Annotated in this window: 16 protein-coding genes and 1 pseudogene; 11 read left to right on the forward strand and 6 right to left on the reverse strand. The window is 47.6% G+C overall.

What is annotated here, in order from left to right; all coding sequences use genetic code 11:
• Window positions 1-33: 33 nt before the first annotated feature.
• Entirely contained in the window at window positions 34-2349 is a 2316-nt protein-coding gene (locus VHA_RS13310; RefSeq protein WP_005505144.1) for a methyl-accepting chemotaxis protein, read from the reverse strand.
• A 324-nt stretch (window positions 2350-2673) separates the two neighbouring features.
• The gene (locus tag VHA_RS13315; protein ID WP_040528990.1) at window positions 2674-3174 is read right to left on the reverse strand and encodes a GNAT family N-acetyltransferase; all 501 of its coding nucleotides are present in this window, start codon (window positions 3172-3174) and stop codon (window positions 2674-2676) included.
• 122 nt (window positions 3175-3296) lie between these two features.
• Between VHA_RS13315 and VHA_RS18725 the strand changes: the two are divergent.
• Window positions 3297-3458: pseudogene (locus tag VHA_RS18725) on the forward strand (aldo/keto reductase); the annotation flags it as partial.
• Window positions 3459-3514: 56 nt separating this feature from the next.
• Here VHA_RS18725 and VHA_RS13320 read toward each other — a convergent pair.
• Window positions 3515-4015, reverse strand: a complete 501-nt coding sequence (locus VHA_RS13320; protein WP_005505147.1) for a MarR family winged helix-turn-helix transcriptional regulator — start codon at window positions 4013-4015, stop codon at window positions 3515-3517.
• 458 nt (window positions 4016-4473) lie between these two features.
• On the opposite strand from VHA_RS13320, the gene VHA_RS13325 reads away from it, so the two are divergent.
• The 7 genes from VHA_RS13325 (at window position 4474) to VHA_RS13355 (ending at window position 12729) form a co-directional block, all read left to right on the forward strand.
• Window positions 4474-5727, forward strand: a complete 1254-nt coding sequence (locus VHA_RS13325; protein ID WP_005505148.1) for an imelysin family protein — start codon at window positions 4474-4476, stop codon at window positions 5725-5727.
• 85 nt (window positions 5728-5812) lie between these two features.
• Window positions 5813-7198 carry a di-heme oxidoreductase family protein gene (locus VHA_RS13330; protein WP_040529225.1) on the forward strand — a complete coding sequence of 462 codons (1386 nt, stop codon included), beginning with the start codon at window positions 5813-5815 and terminating at the stop codon, window positions 7196-7198.
• Window positions 7199-7266: 68 nt separating this feature from the next.
• Complete coding sequence (locus VHA_RS13335; protein WP_226926553.1) at window positions 7267-8235, forward strand: imelysin family protein; 969 nt, start codon at window positions 7267-7269, stop codon at window positions 8233-8235.
• A 3-nt stretch (window positions 8236-8238) separates the two neighbouring features.
• Entirely contained in the window at window positions 8239-9318 is a 1080-nt protein-coding gene (locus tag VHA_RS13340; protein ID WP_005505159.1) for a DUF1513 domain-containing protein, read from the forward strand.
• A 103-nt stretch (window positions 9319-9421) separates the two neighbouring features.
• Window positions 9422-11053 (forward strand): L,D-transpeptidase family protein, encoded by a 1632-nt coding sequence (locus VHA_RS13345; protein WP_040528992.1) that lies wholly within the window; start codon window positions 9422-9424, stop codon window positions 11051-11053.
• Window positions 11054-11351: 298 nt separating this feature from the next.
• On the forward strand, window positions 11352-11903 hold the full coding sequence (gene mepK, locus VHA_RS13350; RefSeq protein ID WP_005505163.1) for a peptidoglycan L,D-endopeptidase MepK: 552 nt from the start codon (window positions 11352-11354) through the stop codon (window positions 11901-11903).
• Window positions 11904-12075: 172 nt separating this feature from the next.
• Window positions 12076-12729, forward strand: coding sequence for an MBL fold metallo-hydrolase (locus VHA_RS13355; RefSeq protein ID WP_005505165.1), 654 nt, complete (start codon window positions 12076-12078; stop codon window positions 12727-12729).
• A gap of 24 nt (window positions 12730-12753) precedes the next feature.
• On the opposite strand, the gene VHA_RS13360 is transcribed toward VHA_RS13355, so the two are convergent.
• Window positions 12754-13443: a DUF2982 domain-containing protein gene (locus VHA_RS13360; RefSeq protein ID WP_040528994.1), complete on the reverse strand. Its 690-nt coding sequence runs from the start codon at window positions 13441-13443 to the stop codon at window positions 12754-12756.
• Window positions 13444-13769: 326 nt separating this feature from the next.
• On the opposite strand from VHA_RS13360, the gene VHA_RS13365 reads away from it, so the two are divergent.
• Together VHA_RS13365 and VHA_RS13370 are read left to right on the forward strand one after the other, a co-directional pair.
• The gene (locus tag VHA_RS13365; RefSeq protein WP_005505167.1) at window positions 13770-14144 is read left to right on the forward strand and encodes a hypothetical protein; all 375 of its coding nucleotides are present in this window, start codon (window positions 13770-13772) and stop codon (window positions 14142-14144) included.
• A gap of 65 nt (window positions 14145-14209) precedes the next feature.
• Window positions 14210-14425 (forward strand): hypothetical protein, encoded by a 216-nt coding sequence (locus VHA_RS13370; RefSeq protein WP_005505168.1) that lies wholly within the window; start codon window positions 14210-14212, stop codon window positions 14423-14425.
• Between the two features lie 69 nt (window positions 14426-14494).
• Here VHA_RS13370 and VHA_RS13375 read toward each other — a convergent pair whose 3' ends face one another.
• Window positions 14495-14872 carry a hypothetical protein gene (locus tag VHA_RS13375; RefSeq protein ID WP_226926522.1) on the reverse strand — a complete coding sequence of 126 codons (378 nt, stop codon included), beginning with the start codon at window positions 14870-14872 and terminating at the stop codon, window positions 14495-14497.
• A 337-nt stretch (window positions 14873-15209) separates the two neighbouring features.
• On the opposite strand from VHA_RS13375, the gene VHA_RS13380 reads away from it, so the two are divergent.
• Complete coding sequence (locus tag VHA_RS13380; protein WP_005505170.1) at window positions 15210-15851, forward strand: thiopurine S-methyltransferase; 642 nt, start codon at window positions 15210-15212, stop codon at window positions 15849-15851.
• Window positions 15852-15906: 55 nt separating this feature from the next.
• Here VHA_RS13380 and purT read toward each other — a convergent pair whose 3' ends face one another.
• Complete coding sequence (gene purT / locus VHA_RS13385) at window positions 15907-17082, reverse strand: formate-dependent phosphoribosylglycinamide formyltransferase (protein WP_005505171.1); 1176 nt, start codon at window positions 17080-17082, stop codon at window positions 15907-15909.
• Between the last annotated feature and the right edge of the window lie 122 nt (window positions 17083-17204).

Genomic DNA, 17204 nt, shown 5'->3' on the forward strand with positions numbered 1-17204 from the left:
GATGCTGGCCTTTTTGCGTTTCAGGTGTCTTCATCAGGCAATTTTGAATATACCAATTTGTTCGGTCAGTTTCTTCGCCTGTTCATTGATGCTAAGCGCGGTATCGTCTGTGCTGACGGTGCGTTCAGAGACGTTTTCTGATGAACGGGCAATGTTGGTGACATTCTCTGTGATCTCTTCTGTTACGGATGACTGCTCAGTAGCAGCAGTGGCAATCTGGGTGTTCATATCATTGATGTCCGCCATCATGTTCGTGATTTGCTCAAGCATGTCATTGTTACGGTTACAATTGTCTACACTGCTCGCCACGAATTGGTTGGCACCATGGATACCATTGACTACTTTCTTGGTTTCAGCCTGAAGTGATTCTACTTTCGCCCGGATCTCTTCGGTTGAGGTTTGTGTGCGGATCGCTAAAGAGCGCACCTCATCGGCGACAACAGCAAACCCCCGGCCTTGTTCACCTGCCCGTGCCGCTTCTATCGCTGCATTGAGCGCCAGTAGGTTAGTTTGTTCTGCGATGTCTTGGATCACATCCAATACCGAGCCGATGGAATGGCTCTCAGAAGAAAGTTGCTCCATCGATTGTGTGGCTTCATTCATTTTCTCTGAAAGGGACGATATTTCATGCACCAGTTGTTTTCCTACGTCAGCACTTTGCTTCACTGACTGCATGACATCTTCGGAAGACACTGAGGCGGTGTTGGCAAAGTGAGCGACTTCAGAGATAGACGCACTCATCTCGGTTGCCGCTGCTGCTACCTGGCTTGAGTTGGCCGCTTGCTGGTCGACTTCATAGCGCATAGAGCTGATATTTTCCTGAATATCGGAAGAAGCAATGCCCAGAGATTTAACTGTGCTGTCAGCACCTTTAATCAAGCGCATAAAGTCATCAAGCATAGCATTCATTGACGATGACAGCTGTGCGATTTCGTCCTTTCCTTTTGTATTTAGCCGCACAGTCAGATCGTGGTGGGTGGCGATAGTTGTAATATGATGCGTTAGTGCCACAATGGGTCTGCTGATGCTGGAAGCCATCAACCAGGCACATATCATCGCGATAGCAATGATGACAATGCCCGTGATGCCAGCAGCCTGATGTAAGGTAGATTGCAAGGCATGAACATTCGCCAGTGCTTCTTGCTTGCTGATTTCTGCGATCAGCCCCCATTGTGTGTCAAGAATTTTAATGGGTGTGTAAGCCGCAAATACAGTACTTCCAAGATGGTTTTCAGAGGTAACAAATCCTTTCTTACCATCGAGTGCCTGGTCAGCGTGTTTAGAGTTTACTGGTTGCTGGCCTGTTGATGAATTTGTGGTTGATATGCGTTCGATGACGTTGGGTGAAACCCCCGTTTCTCCGAGGTGTTTTAGGTATTCATCCTTGTTGTCCACCAGCATCCGCGCTTGAGACCGCATTAAACCATCAGAACCCACTAAAAACAGTTCGCCAGATTCACCCATGCCGTTCTCACGCCACTTGCCATTAGATGTCATGATGCTATTAATAGTGTCGATGGGCATTTGGAACGCTAACACACCCACATGTCTACCCCCCTTGATCACTGGGGTGCCAATGAACGATGCTGGGCTGTCGTATGACGGATAGTAAGGTTTAAAGTCGACGAAGGCGAAATCACCTTTATTCAAATCCTTCGCACTGATAAATGCCTCTGCGAGCCCACTGTTTTTATAAGGACCAGTTTGCAGGTTGGTTGCGTAGTCGAGTTCTTTAAACACGGAATAAACCACATTACCGGCATTGTCGATCAGGAAAATATCGTAATACCCAAAGGATTCCAGGAAGGTACGGTAGTTATTATGGAACACCTCATGTACTTCACTGTATATCGTGCCATCGTTAGCTTTATCCAGTAGGTGTTTGCTACCGAGAGGGTTTTTGTTCAGGCCGATATACGCCTGTTGAAGCAATAATCCGTTTAGGTCAATATCGTTGAGGTGGGTTAGTGCATTTGTTGGTTCGTTGTTGGTTTCCTGATAGACAGCGGCGAATGCATTCTGGTAATAGTCTTTCAATATCGCGGCCTGATTGGATTTGGGAAACGTTTCTGTCGCGACGCTGTTGAAGCTTTGTGAAAATTGCACCATGGCGTCTTCTGTCATGGTCGAGTTTGCCAAGTTTATTAGCTGTTTACTGATATTGGTGAAGTAGTTTTCCACTTCAGACTTTTTCACTTCCCGCACCGAAAGTAATTGATTTTCTATCTGTTTTTCCATGGCCGTTGTTGATGCATCAATGGCCGTGGTAGCGAGTAGCCCCGCTGTGGCTATTACCGCTGTTGCGCTGATAGCAACAAACGCCATTTTTATTTTTGATGAAATATTCATGTCGACATTGCCCTACGATAAATCCCGCAAATAAGTATCCTTGTAAGTGTAGGAAACAATTGACGTTAAAAGGGGGGACTTTGACGGTAATATTATTGGGTTAACTATTAACACAATGAATTTAAAAGAAATTTAAATTAACCTTTAAAAGTCATTGGGATAGATGAACGTCTTTATGTAAGCCGATACGTGAATCAAAAGGGATTGTCTGTATTATCAGTCTTTCGGTGAGGTTTGATTCTGTATTAAATGTCAGGCGATCTTCATTCGAAAAGCCACCTGATGTTTAGCATGTAGATTAACGGTGTTGTACCTGATTTTTTGTCATGACGTTATTTTTTCCAACATGGCGACAGAGTGGAACTGTCCAAATTTGTATCCAACATCTGTTAAGAGACCCACTTGTTTGAAGCCAAATTTCTCGTGCAGTTTCATCGAGGCTGTGTTGGGTAAGGTGATCAAGGAATAGGCGCGACAGATTGGTGATGATGCGATCTCTTCCAAAAGCGCTGCCATCAATTCAGAGCCCAGCCCTTTGGCCCTGCGCTCAGGATGGAGATAAATGGTAATTTCACTGCTGACGTTAAACGCCTGTTTTTCACGGAACTCACTGTTATAGGCAAAACCTACAATTTCACCGCTCTCACTTTCTTTAACCAGTACATGATAATACCCATTGCTGCGTTGGAGTTTGTCCAGCCAGCGTTGACGACGCTCGAGTGTCCAAGGGTCGTAGTCGAAAGTAATACAGGTTTGTGTAACGTAATGGTTGTAGATCTCATTGATCGCAGGTAAGTCAGCATGTTGCGCTTTTCTGATGGTCATAGTGCTTCCCAGCATTCCTTTTAATCCCTCGAATATATACTGAACAGGCTTACGAAAGATATGGGTTAACCCGTTTCCAATGGCCTGTTTCCTTCATGAAACGTGGCAGGGTTTAGTGTTAGATTGGTGCTTTTGTGTTACGCCATCCTAGCAAACCGCTGCCCATTGTCGGTTCTGGTAAAATTGAGCGTGTGGAGTCAGCAGCAAAAGCGATGTCATTATCGCTCAGTCGCGAACAGTGGTATCGCATATGGGTGGCAAGCAAAGGTCACGGTGTGCCTTAGCCGTTTGATAAGGTGTAGGTACCAAACAAGAAGAGCCCGGCTGGGCTCTTCTTGTTTTAATGATTCTGTTCTTCGCGTCTTTTTTCGGCAGAGGTCAGGGAAGTGACCTCGAGCAGTGGGGCCGCATCGATACTGTCGGCGTTCATCATCGAAGAGATCCGCTGCACAGACGAAATCAATAATGACTGTTCCCATTCTTCCAATGCCTGAAAGCGGGAAATAAAGCTCTCTTGCAAAGGTTTGGGGGCTTGTTCAAGGGCCGCTAAGCCTTCGGGCGTCAGGTGCGCATGAACTTTTCGTTTGTCCAGATTGCTTCTGATCCGCACAATGAGATTACGACTTGCTAATCTGTCAAGAATGGTTGTCGCTGTGGCCTGGCTCATGTTGGTGTGATTGGAAAGCTTACGGATGGTAACTTCACCCAGCTCCTGAATGGCCCTCATCAAGACCAGTTGGGGGCCAGTCAAGCCTGCTTCTTTATTCAGTTTTCTAGAGTGCAGGTCGATGGCGCGAATGATTTGTCTGAGTGCAACCAGCACCTCTTCGTGCTTCTCCATAGAAGCCTCTCCTTTGTACTGCAGGATATAAAATGTCGCCGGAATTATCTGTATAAAAGCGCAACATTTAAAGCCCTTTTAAACAGGAATAGGGTGACGCAAATTGGGTATATATCTAAAAGAAACCAATAAGAATTCATTGGATATCAAAAAAGGTTCATCGCATACCCGTCATTGCTTCTCACTTTAGGACAACCTTACACGTTATGGATAACCCGTCTCAAGATATTTGATGTAAAGCCGTCACCGATGTCATTGATTCTCCTTGCCAGTAGACCGTTATCAACCCCAGAGACATTTCAATATCATCTAACTCACAGTAAAAACAAGAGTTATTGATTTTCTATTAATTAAACAGTAAAAGTTCTCAATATCATTTGTGTTTGCGTTATTCTGAGTGTAATAATTGTTATCTCTTGCAATGAAATGTTACAACCCTACATATTCAAGGAATGATTATGACCCGTTTATCACTGGGCATTGCCTGCTCGATATGGATTTTGTCTTCTACCGTTAATGCTGCAACACCCACACCCAATGATGTCGTCTCACATTATGCTGATTTGGCCCACGCGGTATTTGTCGATGCGCACACTTCCGCCAAGCAACTAGATGCCGCCATCGACGAACTGATTAAAAGCCCATCAAATGCCTCTCTGGCGTCGGCGAAAAAAGCTTGGTTGGCAGCGCGTGTGCCTTACCAACAATCAGAAGTATTCCGGTTTGGCAACGCTATTGTTGATGACTGGGAAGGGCAACTGAATGCCTGGCCACTTGATGAAGGCTTGATAGATTATGTCGCGGAGGGTTACCAGTACGAGTTGGGTAACCCTGGCGCCGTTGCCAATATTGTTGCCAATATGTCGTTAACCGTAGGCAGTGAAACCTTGGATGTGTCTACTATTACGCCTGAGCTGATTGCTTCGCTTAATGAAATTGGTGGCTCTGAGGCCAATGTGGCCAGTGGCTACCATGCCATTGAGTTTTTGCTTTGGGGGCAAGATCTGAATGGGACGAATGCGGGAGCGGGAAACCGCGCATACACGGATTTTTCCTATGGTGAAGCCTGTACCAACGGAAATTGCGAGCGCCGCCGTGATTACCTGAAAGCCGCGTCAGAGTTACTGGTTGAAGATTTGGCCTGGATGGAAAGCCAGTGGGCTGCGGATAAAAAAGATAACTATCGCGCCGAACTGATCGCAAACGATGCCAGGCATGGTCTTCGTAAGATGCTATTTGGTATGGGCTCTCTGTCACTGGGAGAGCTGGCGGGCGAACGGATGAAAGTGGCGCTGGAAGCCAACTCAACAGAAGATGAACATGATTGTTTCTCTGACAATACCCACAATTCGCATTTCTACAATGAGTTGGGCATATACAACGTTCTGACTGGTTCCTACCAACGCATTGATGGCTCTGAACTCTCTGGTCCTTCTTTGTTGGACATGGTGAGAGCGAAGAATGATAAGGCCGCGACAGACATTAAAGCCAACTTCGACAGCGCACGCTCAGCGGTATATGCGCTGGTGGAGTCTGCGGAAAAAGACAATGTTTATTTTGACCAGTTGATTGCTTCTGACAATGCGGTGGGACACAAGCTGGTTAACAACGCTATTTCTGCGCTGGTTGCTCAAACCCAAAGCATTGAACTGCTGGCCGGTGAGATTGGTATCAGCAACCTGAATCCAGATACTGCTGACCACGAGTTCTGATCTTGGTTTAACCGCGCCGAAGTGTCGCCTCCGATTTTGGAGGCTTTTGTCATTTCAACAACATCTACGCATTATGGATATTGCGATGAAGTTATCCCATCTTTTTCCGTCATTGATGCTCATGGTTGCTGTTCAGGTATCAGCGGCAGATATCAAATCCGGTGGTGACACAACAACCACCAAGCAGGGGCCAAACGCTTTTTCTCAGCCAGCGACAAACCTTCCCATGACTGAGCGCATCAACTTTAGCGTCGGTAACAGCTTTTTCCGCAACCCATGGGTCAGCGCCCCGGCGTCAACCGATGCCCGTGATGGCCTTGGGCCACTTTTTAACACCAATGGCTGCCAGAATTGTCATATTAAAGATGGGCGGGGTCACTTGCCTGAACCCGGAGACGCCAATGCCGTATCAATGCTGGTGAGATTGAGTATTCCTGCTTTAACTGACGAACAGAAAAAATCGCTGACAGTTGGTGGAAAAATTCCAGAACCCACTTATGGTGGCCAATTGCAGGATTTTGCATTACCCGGAGAAAAGGCTGAAGGGCAGGTGAGCTTTACCTTTGAAACGCACATGGAAACTTTTGTGGATGGGTATACTGTTGAACTCAGAAAGCCCATATTGACCATTACTCATCTCGGTTACGGTGAATTGCATCCTCAGGTCCAGACGTCAGTACGGGTTGCACCGCCTATGATTGGGTTAGGCCTATTGGAGAATATTCCGGAAGAAACATTGAAAGCCATTGCTGCTGAGCAAGCGTCAGAAGGGAAGGGGATCTCTGGGCGGTTAAATCAAGTATGGGATGTGGCAGCTAACAAAACCGTGTTAGGGCGTTTTGGCTGGAAAGCTGGCCAACCGAGCCTGATGCAGCAAAATGCTGCCGCATTTAACGGTGATCTGGGGCTGACCAGCCATTTATTCATGAGCGAAGACTGCACGTCAGCGCAAGATGTTTGCGAAAGAGTGCCAAATGGTGGGCACCCGGAAGTGAGCGAAAAAATTCTGAACTTTGTCGAGTTTTATACCCAACATATTGCGGTGCCAAAGCGGCGCAACCTTGACGATCCCGAGGTCCAGCAAGGTGAGCAACTTTTTGCGGAAGCAGGTTGTGGCAGCTGTCATCAACCCATCCTTAAAACCGGGAACAATCCGGCGCGGCCAGCGCTGAGCAACCAGGTTATTCATCCTTTCACGGATCTGTTACTTCATGATATGGGGGAGGGATTAGCAGACAACAGCGGAGAGTTTATTGCCAGTGGTAAGGAGTGGCGAACCCCGCCGCTTTGGGGGCTTGGTTATACCGAAGAAGTCAATGGACACACCCAGTTCTTGCATGATGGACGAGCCAGAAGCGCCCTTGAAGCCGTGCTCTGGCATGGTGGTGAGGCGGAGCTGAGCAAGCAGCATGTGCTCGGCTTTGACCAGGAAAAACGAGAAGCACTGGTTGCTTTCCTCGACTCACTTTAAATGGAAAGCCTATGTCATTGAATACATGTAGCACGTCAATTTTGTGGCGTTGGGGTTTTGCTATGACAATGTCACTGTTTACGGGGTGTCATAGTGAGGCTAATGATAGGAGGAATAGCGATCCACTGTGGTTAATCCAGCGACAAGCTTCTTCTGTGTTTTTGACATCTACATTGGCATTACAGAAAAGTGTTGTGGCGTTATGCAAAGACATTAACCAAAACAGCCTAAAAAATGCTCAAGATGACTGGATACAAGCCATGCATGACTGGCAACCTTTTGTCGGCGGTAATGCGGGTAATGAACAGGCAATGTCAGTGAGCTGGAGTCTTCAGTTTTATCCAGACAAGAAAAATACCACAGGACGCCAACTGAACCAGCTGATCAAAAGTAAGGAGTCTGTCAGTACGGAAACCCTGTCTGGGAAAAGCGTAGCTGTTCAAGGGCTTGGGGCGATGGAGTGGCTTCTTTTTGACCAGGCAAGTGTTGGGGCTATGCCCTCACGCTGCCCTTTGGCCCAAGCCGTCGCTGCACGTGTGTACCAGTCAGCGCAAGAGATGCATAGAGCGTGGAAAAACAATCCTTGGCAGGGCGTTGATAGTAAGCAGCATGAGGCTGCAATATTGGCAGGCATGGCAACACAATTGGATGCGATTGCGAAAACCTTGTCATTGCCCATGGGGAAACCTGGCTTTCCCAAGCCTTACCAAGCACAGGCATGGCGTTCTGGGCAGTCCCTTAGCCTTTTAAAAACGGGATTGGTTGCTTTGCTGCAACGTAACCAGAAAACATTGCAACCGCTACTGGCTCAAAAAGGCCACCAGTTACTTTCTGATCGCGTTACAAAGCATCTATTGCAGGCGATTGAAAGCGTGCCAGATTCGAAGGCAATAGCCCCTTTGCTCGAAGAAAAAGCGGAGTACCAGACGTTGATGGTAACAGCCAATCACCTTCATTACCTCCAGGTCGCGTTGAGTGATGAAGTTGGGCCAAGTCTTGGCGTAGTTGTCGGCTTTAATGCAACCGATGGAGATTAACCCGTGACGGTGAGCGTAACGAGGCGGCGTTTGTTATTTTCCTCGCTGGGCATTTTTTCTGCTGGTGTGTTTGGATGGCTGAAATGCCGTCAACATAACAGTGGCCTCCCCGTTTATATCGGTTGCTCGAAAACGATTGCTGGAGATTATGCTGTAACCGCAATCAATGCTGCCGGGGATGTGTGCTACCAAATGCCCTTACCCGATCGTGGACATGGCTTAGCCATTAGCCATGACAAAGCACGTGGGTATGTTTTCTCGCGCAGGCCCGGTAGCTTTTTGCTTGTTTTCGATATTCAATCCGGTCAAATATTGCATGCAATGCCTCCTCCGGAGGGGAAATTCTTTTATGGGCATGGAGATACGCTCCGAAATCATCTCTTTGTGGTGGAGGGGGAACAAGCTTCCAGTGAGGGAGTCATCGGTATGTATTTAAGCGAGTCTTCAGGTAGGTTGGTGAGGCAGGGTGAAATAACGGGCTTTGGTGTGGGCCCCCATGAGCTTAGAGTATTGGATGACAAGACACTGGCAGTGGCGGTCGGCGGCATTCTCACCAAAGGCAGGAAACCGGTCAATCTCGATACCATGCAACCTTCACTGGTGTTGCTGGACATTAAATCAGGACATGTGAAGGAGCGGTACTATTTATCTGATCCCAAGCTTAGTATCCGTCATCTGGCGATAAGCCACGCAGGAGACATTGTTTTTGCCCAGCAATATAAAGGTGAAACCGACAACATTTCTCCATTGTTGGCAATAAAACGAAAAGGACGTGAAATTACCCCTTTGAAGGCCAGTGTGGAAGAATGGATGCGGTTTAAACAATACATCGGTAGTGTTGCATGTACTGATTCGCAGATCATTGCAACGTCGCCGAGGGGAAATTGTTTTGGCGTTTGGGATCTGGCGTCAGGGGCATTGGTTGAGATGGGAGCATTGGTTGATGCTGCTGGTGCAGCAGGGGCAGGTGAACATTTCGCCTTGAGTTCAGGAAGTGGTCGCTTGGTCATTAAAAAGGAAAGAAAAAGTCTTTTATATCAATCATCTAATGTTAATTGGGATAATCATTGGGTCATGCTTTAGGATGAAGTATTTCTAACTCTTTGTTTTCTCATATTCATAAAAAAAACCGCCAGCGAAAACTGCGTTATTTGCCATACTAAGATCTCTATCTCGGAGGTTGCGCATGTTTTTCTCCCATACGCTTTTTTTGACATTGTTTATATACATTGCTGCTCCAATGTCAGTCATTGCTTTGGAAATGACAGCGTCGCCAAAAAGCACCTCAGAGCCAGCGATAATGTGGGTCCAGCAAGTTGAGCCTGAGCCCGGTGTTGTCGCATATACTGACGATGTTGCCAGAATCTACGAATACTTTTCGTTTACCCCAATCTGGCATGATTACCGCGCGAAAGACGAGCTCGAAACCCAGATCAATATTATCTCCCTGGCAGGGATCAGCCAAGATTTCGAATGGAGGGCGATACTCCTTCGCGAATTGCGCACAAACGGTGATTGGCGTGCCTATGACGTGTTTGCCACCGATAGCCTACTTGCACTGATCAGTTATATAGCGTCGATACCTGAATTCGGCAAAAGCTGGTATTTCGGTACAGATATCACCCAACCCTTGCCAAGCCCGACACTCACACAATCCAACAAGCTGATTGTTTATGCTGGCAGAAACCAACTTTATGATTTTGTGTATGATCTCCGTCCGGATACCTCACAATATCGCAAGATGGCTAGTGCGATCGTGGCGCTTCAGGACAACAAATCAGCGCATTGGGCGGAATTTACACAGGGTGGCCTGGTTCGGCTGGGAGATAGGCTGGAAGATCCTGGCAGCCTGATCACCAATCTGGAACGTCAAGGAGCGCTCAGTGCGTATGATGCACAGCGTCTGAAAAGAGATCAGGTCAACCATTACAACGCCACGCTGGTGGAGGCAGTGAAACGCTTTCAGGAAAACCATGGCCTGAAAAAAGACGGTGTGATTGGTAATAACACCCGCCGGTGGATGAACATGTCCCCATCATCCCGCATTCAAATACTTGCCCTTAATATGGAGCGCCTGCGCCTTTGGCCGACGGAGCGTGAAAAGATCATATTGGTCAACATTCCAAACTACGAAATGGAGTTTTGGCTTGATCGTAAATTGATTCTTGACAGTAAAGTGGTTGTCGGAAGACCAAGCAGGCGTACCCCCCTGTTTGAATCACGCCTTGATTCGGTTGTTTTTAACCCAAGCTGGAATGTACCGGTAAAGATCATGCGCGAAGATATTTTGCCTAAAGTGCAACAAGACAACGAATACCTGAACAAACATTCTTATACCGTGCTGAGCAGTTGGGTCAATGGTTCAGTGATTTCCGCCGAAGAGATTGATTGGGAAACCGTCAGCCCCAATAGCTTCCCATACCGCTTGCAGCAATCACCCGGCAGCTTTAATGCGTTGGGGCGCTACAAATTCAATACGCCTAATGGCAATGCGATTTATCTCCATGATACGCCGGCAAAAGAACTGTTTAACAAATCCCGCCGGGCTTACAGCTCCGGTTGTATTCGCGTGCAGAAAGCAGAAATCCTGGCTGAAATACTGCTGAACAAATCAGGTAAACGCCTCGGGGATTATGAATACTACCAACGTATTCCGGAAACAAAATGGGTATCATTGCGCCAGAAAATCAGTGTTCATACTATCTACCAGACCGCATGGGTAGAAGAGGGGAAAGTGCAGTTTAGGGAAGATGTGTACCGCTATGATGCGCGCCCAAAGCGAAAGATTAACCTCTCTCTGACCGCCCAAAACCATTAGCCCTGGGGTTCGGCAACATTGCTTGCATTCCCAATCCAAGACGGGTCAGCGTGATCCACGCCTCAATAACACATTTTTACAAAGCTCTGACAATCTTAAAAACCAACTAAAAATCATGGTTAAATGTCGATTTGGACAACATACTTCTCATATTTGACACGCATATGGGTTTGATAAACGTTTTCATTCTCGCTAGATTCGGCCGTCTGAAGAAATACACCAGAAAAAAGCGCATACTTTTGCGCAATTAGCATTCTTTTATTTGAATTTATTGGTTTTTGGGAAACAGTGAGTTGTAATGGATGATTTGGATACACAACGCCGCCGCCTTTTGTTAGGCAGTGTTGCGTGTTTAGTCACGGCGGCTTTACCGCAGCCGGCATTTGCTCTGCCGCTGACTGCAGGGAAACCTCGTAATTTGGACATGTTCAGCGTTAATACGCGTGAACATGTCGATGTTTGTTATTTTAATGGTCAAACTTACCTTGAATCTGAGTTGGGATCATTGAACCATCTGTGCCGGGATCACCGGCGCAACGCGTCTACTGACATGGATCCACGGCTATATGATCAGCTTGCCGCAATTTACGACTTCGTGGATGCCAGAAATCCCATCACAATGGTGTCAGGCTACCGTTCTCCGGTTACGAATGAAATGCTGCGTAAACGTGGTGGTGGTCAGGCGAAGAAGAGTTATCACATGACAGGGCAAGCCATCGATTTCTTTATTGAAGACGTACCTTTGTCAAAATTGCGTAAAGCTGCCGTTGAGCTTCAGGCCGGTGGGGTAGGTTACTACCCGAAAAGTGGCTTTATCCATGTGGATACCGGGCCTGTACGGAGTTGGTAGCAAGCATTGAACCGAGAAAAGCGTCTACGTAATTACAAGGCTTTCTTTGAACAGGACCTCCTGCCGACGTCTCCTCCGCTGTCTCTTGCTGTAGAAGAAAACGACGCCCGTTAAAATGAAAACGTGAGCGTGATATGCTTCCGTAGATTTTTGCATTTATACGGATTTTCTTATGGCTCTGAAGTACGAAATCGTCCCCGTGACAGGGTTTCAACAAAACTGTTCTATCATTTGGTGTGATAAAACCCACGAAGCTGCACTGGTCGATCCTGGGGGCGATGTGTCCAAGCTGGTAGCCAAAGTAAATGATCTTGGCGTGAAAGTGACGAAAGTGCTGTTGACCCATGGCCATCTGGATCATGTTGGCGGTACTGAAGAGGTGCGCTTAGCGTATAACGTGCCTGTGATTGGCCCGGAAAAGCAGGATGCATTTTGGCTTCAGGCGTTGCCAGCCCAAAGCGAGATGTTCGGTTTTGCCCGCACTGAAGCGTTCGATCCCGACCAGTGGTTGGAAGACGGAGACGAAGTGACAATCGGTGAGAGCACATTGACAGTGATTCATACACCGGGCCACACGCCAGGGCATATTGTATTGTTCAGTGAAGAAGACCGTATCGCATGGGTTGGGGATGTGCTGTTCAATGGCAGTATCGGTCGTACTGATTTTCCGAAAGGCGATCACGCGACACTCATCAGTTCCATCAAGGATAAGCTTTTCCCCTTGGGGAATGATATTACTTTTGTGCCGGGGCACGGGCCGACGTCGACATTTGGTATTGAGCGCCAGCAGAACCCGTATGTTGCTGACAATATGCCTATCTGGTAACAGAATCGGGCAATAAACAGATGATTAGCCCGCTGCGGGCTCGCTGCCCGCAGATGCCAGATACTGACGTGTCAGGCCAACAAAATCTTCCAGCGGCCTGTCCAGCAAGTCTGCACTGACAAAAATATCGTATCCCAATAATTCCCGCGTGTATTTCATCCGGTTAGCCAACATGGCAATCAATCCTTTGTATACCTTGCCACGGGACGACACATACGGAGTGTCATCAAACATCATATCTTCAAGCTTATTGCTCACTGGTTCTTCAGCTCTGCGATAGGCACTGAGAAGCAACCCACGTTGCTCCATAATGATGTGTCCTGCCAGGCGGTAACTGATCCCCTCTAGGAATGGCTCATAATCTTCCAGCTTTATACCGAACCAAGGCAAGGAGTGATGCCAGCCTTCTTGGGAAACGGACGGAATACCTATCTGGTTGATGTTACGCCACTTTACGCTCCATCCTCCCTTTGGGGTATGGTGCTGGATATGCATGGCAGAGAGAGAGAAAGAGAGCCGTTGCTGGTCGATGATGTAACCGATATACATACCGAGTGAGCCAAGCAAGAACAGGCCGATAAGCGCAGGCACGGGTTTTACCTGCGGATTCATAAGAATAAGTGTGACGACCACCATTGCCAGTAACAAGACAGCAATGCGGAAAAATTTACCCACTTGTTGGTGCGGAGGATAGATCAGCAATCGTTTACTCACTGTGTGCTATATTTCCTGTAGTACATTCGTAAAGCTTAGATCGATCACGCCGAGCTACCCTAAATTCCTTGGTCGAAATGCAAACAAAATAGTACAGAGTTTCTGATAGTTGGCTCAACTTTGTATTGCCGATTCCGCTTAGTGCTACAAAACAGCATGGAATTTTGATATAAAACGCGCTTTGTTTTTAACCCGGCTGTATACCGGATTAAAGAGTACAGGCCAGTTTCGGAAGTCAACGCATTCCTAAACAGGCTTTTTTCAGCAATCCGCTTTTGATTGCTGTCGGTATATTGCCATGCATTACGTCGGAGTAGGACGATTTAATGAAAATCTCTCATAAACGCAAAGTTCAGCTTAAGCTTCAAAAACACATCAAAGCAGGCAAATCTGCCGTCGTTGTTGAGAAAAAAGACGTCCCGGTGAAAGCCACTAACACAGCTAAACCGGCAGTTGAGCAGAAAAAAACGGAAGCCGCACCAAAAGCTGTGAGCGTTTCACTAACGCCAAAGCAGCAACAAGTCCTGGACATCGTTCGCCAGAATGCTGACGGCATCAACCCTAAAGCCATTGGCCTGGCAGCCGGCCAAGAAGAAGCGAAAGCCGCTTCATGGGCAACCGGTGCACTGAAGAAATTGAGCGAAGAAGGGATTGTTGAGCGTGTTCAGGCAGGCAACAAGGTGTTGTACAAAGCACTGTAACAGTTCGCCCACCAAACATTTTACCAACCAGCTTTCGGGCTGGTTTTTTTCCAAACGAAGCATTCATGCCTTCAGTAACACGCTCGTTGTCTTCAATCTACAGTGACGTGTCAAATATCATCACACTGGTGGAAAAAGCCAGAAAACAGCATATTGTGGTGCTGCATGTTTTTCTTCCTTATGCACTGGATGTTGATGAACTGGAGAAAATCCGACATAAAACCAGAGCGAGCATTACCCAATTTCGGGGAGATCAAGACTTCCTCCAGGTTAGCTTTTGAATCTGTGCAATTGGAATTTAAGCCTAAACGCCATCCCCAAAGAGTTGCTGTTGCTTACACCGTCCATCATTAATGCAGTTGTTCAGGAATACCAGAAATCACAAAACTTGGGGTATGTGGTTCCGGTTGGTTGGCAATGATATTGGCGAACTGGTTGAAATGACCAAAACCAATGACAGCAGCCGATGTGTCGGACTTCAGGGCTTTTGCCATCAATGCCGCCGCATTATGGGAAGCGGTTGGGCGCGCAATTCGGATCTGAGATTGGTCAATACCCGCTTGGGTAAAAAGAGACAATGAAAAATTTGCTGGCGGTGCGATCAAGGTGATCCATTTGTGGCTTTCTGACAAACGCTTGAGCAATCTCAACAGATACGCCAGCTCACTCAGGTTGTTCTGGTAGATATTCACCGAAATTAAATCATAGGAAACCTGTAAATGATCCACGGTACTTTTGTGTGCTTGCCCGTAACACCGTGTTCGAGTAGCTAAATGGGCATAGTGTGTCCTGACAACCGAGCAATTCGTGTTGGGGTGACTGGCGGATTGGTTGAACGCAAAAGACGGTTTCATCATTATTTCCTGTATGAACATCCAATACTGTATATGAATACAGTAATTATGAATTCATCAAAAAACAATAGAAAAGTGAAAAACATCGCGAAGTTGATCACGGAAATGATTGGTTGAGGGGAGAAGCAAAAGAGGTTTTTCCTTGGCGAATCGGTTGCTAAGATGCCACCTTGGCTTAAGGTCAACAGACCCTATTGATAGAGAAGAGAAGATGGATCACGAATTCTGGCACAGCCGATGGGCAGAGAACCGTATTGGCTTTCACCTTACTGATACCAATCCATTATTGGTTAAGTACTGGCAGCAACTGCGCCCCAAACGGGATGAAACCGTGTTTGTTCCCATGTGCGGGAAGTCGATAGATTTAAGCTGGTTGGCGTCCAAACATGATGAAGTGGTGGGGGTGGAGCTGAGCGAAATTGCGGTACGCGCTTTCTTCTCAGAGCATTTGTATACACCAACGGTGACAACCCTCGGTCCAGTGATGAAACTGTACCAGTTTGATGAAGTGTCTATTTACAGCGGCGATTATTTTTCTGCGCCCTTGGGCTCTTATCCGTTGATTTATGACCGCGCGGCATTGATTGCCATGCCCGCGTCAATGCGCCAACAGTATGCTGAACGCCTGCTGTCTTTACTTGCTCCCGGTGGTCGTATTTTACTGGTGACGATGGATTATCCGCAGGAACAAATGGACGGCCCTCCTTTTTCTGTGCCTGAAGAGGAGATTCGCCAGCTATTCGATGGCTGTAAGATCACACGCCTGGATCGGAATGAAGATTGCCACAGGCCTTCAAGCGCAAAAGGCATGCGTTCCTGTGCAGAAGAAGTTTGGCTGATCGCGTCAGAATAAGAATATTAAAACGCCACCAAAAAGCGGTGGCGTTTGTCTTTCCGGCGAACTGACTTTAAAAATCAACCTGAATTGCGCCCGCAACAGCGGTTGCTTTATTGATGGCTGAATCAATGCTGTTATCGCGTGCCAGCGCCACACCCATTCGGCGGCGGCCATTGATGTCCGGTTTGCCAAACAGGCGAATTTGGCTATCAGTATGGCGTAACGCTTCAGACAATCCCTGGTAGCTGACATTCGTTGATGTCCCCTCGGCGAGAATCACGGCGGAAGCGGACGGGCCGAATTGACGGATAGCGTTGATGGGCAACCCCAGAAATGCGCGGACATGCAAAGCAAACTCAGACAAATCCTGTGAAATCAGCGTGACCATGCCAGTGTCATGCGGACGTGGAGAGACTTCGCTGAACATCACCTCGTCGCCTTTAACAAACAGTTCGACCCCGAACAGGCCATAACCCCCCAATGCAGTGACGACTTTTCTGGCAATATCCTCGGCAGCTTTACGTGCTTTTTCGCTCATTGCCTGGGGCTGCCAGGATTCACGGTAATCTCCGTCTTCCTGACGGTGACCGATGGGGGCGCAGAAATGAATGCCGTCAATGGCGCTGACCGTCAGCAGGGTGATTTCGTAATCGAAATCGACAAATCCTTCAACGATGACTTTTCCCCGTCCTGCGCGGCCACCTTCTTGTGCATATTCCCATGCGCTTTGAATGTCTGCGAGGGATCTTACTACGCTCTGGCCTTTACCGGAGGAGCTCATTACCGGCTTGACAACACAGGGGAAGCCGACGTTTTCAATGGCTCTTTCAAAGTCTTCCTGGGTATCTGCGAACGCATACGGAGAGGTTGGGAGACCAAGCTCTTCCGCGGCTAAACGGCGAATACCTTCACGGTTCATCGTTAACTGGGTGGCACGGGCAGTCGGCACCACGTTGACACCGGTTTTCTCTAAAGCAACCAATCGATCAGTTGCGATGGCTTCGATTTCGGGTACGACATAATCTGGTTGTTCCTGGGCAATAATGTTAGCCAGTGCGTCGCCATCCAGCATATCCACGACATGACTACGGTGCGCCACTTGCATTGCGGGCGCATCGGGATAGCGGTCACACGCGATCACTTCAATGCCTAAGCGTTGACATTCAATCGCAACTTCTTTGCCGAGTTCACCAGAGCCCAATAACAGAACGCGGGTTGCGCCAGGGCGGGTTGCAGTACCAATCATGACTCTCTTCCATTTATTCTAATGACGGTTCACAATTTTACCGAAAGCAATCGTTTGCGCAATCGTTTGTTCATTGTGTTAATGCGGCCAGAATGCTTACTTTTGGGCCAATGTGGCTGTAA

This window comes from Grimontia hollisae CIP 101886, assembly GCF_000176515.1.
Classification (GTDB): domain Bacteria; phylum Pseudomonadota; class Gammaproteobacteria; order Enterobacterales; family Vibrionaceae; genus Enterovibrio; species Enterovibrio hollisae.

Bases quoted from the DNA above. Each gene is read 5' to 3' on its own strand.
- VHA_RS13310 (WP_005505144.1), bottom strand. From the start codon at position 2,349: ATGAATATTTCATCAAAAATAAAAATGGCGTTTGTTGCTATCAGCGCA.
- VHA_RS13315 (WP_040528990.1), bottom strand. From the start codon at position 3,174: ATGACCATCAGAAAAGCGCAACATGCTGACTTACCTGCGATCAATGAG.
- VHA_RS13320 (WP_005505147.1), bottom strand. From the start codon at position 4,015: ATGGAGAAGCACGAAGAGGTGCTGGTTGCACTCAGACAAATCATTCGC.
- VHA_RS13325 (WP_005505148.1), top strand. From the start codon at position 4,474: ATGACCCGTTTATCACTGGGCATTGCCTGCTCGATATGGATTTTGTCT.
- VHA_RS13330 (WP_040529225.1), top strand. From the start codon at position 5,813: ATGAAGTTATCCCATCTTTTTCCGTCATTGATGCTCATGGTTGCTGTT.
- VHA_RS13335 (WP_226926553.1), top strand. From the start codon at position 7,267: ATGTCACTGTTTACGGGGTGTCATAGTGAGGCTAATGATAGGAGGAAT.
- VHA_RS13345 (WP_040528992.1), top strand. From the start codon at position 9,422: ATGTTTTTCTCCCATACGCTTTTTTTGACATTGTTTATATACATTGCT.
- mepK (WP_005505163.1), top strand. From the start codon at position 11,352: ATGGATGATTTGGATACACAACGCCGCCGCCTTTTGTTAGGCAGTGTT.
- VHA_RS13355 (WP_005505165.1), top strand. From the start codon at position 12,076: ATGGCTCTGAAGTACGAAATCGTCCCCGTGACAGGGTTTCAACAAAAC.
- VHA_RS13365 (WP_005505167.1), top strand. From the start codon at position 13,770: ATGAAAATCTCTCATAAACGCAAAGTTCAGCTTAAGCTTCAAAAACAC.
- VHA_RS13370 (WP_005505168.1), top strand. From the start codon at position 14,210: ATGCCTTCAGTAACACGCTCGTTGTCTTCAATCTACAGTGACGTGTCA.
- VHA_RS13380 (WP_005505170.1), top strand. From the start codon at position 15,210: ATGGATCACGAATTCTGGCACAGCCGATGGGCAGAGAACCGTATTGGC.
- purT (WP_005505171.1), bottom strand. From the start codon at position 17,082: ATGATTGGTACTGCAACCCGCCCTGGCGCAACCCGCGTTCTGTTATTG.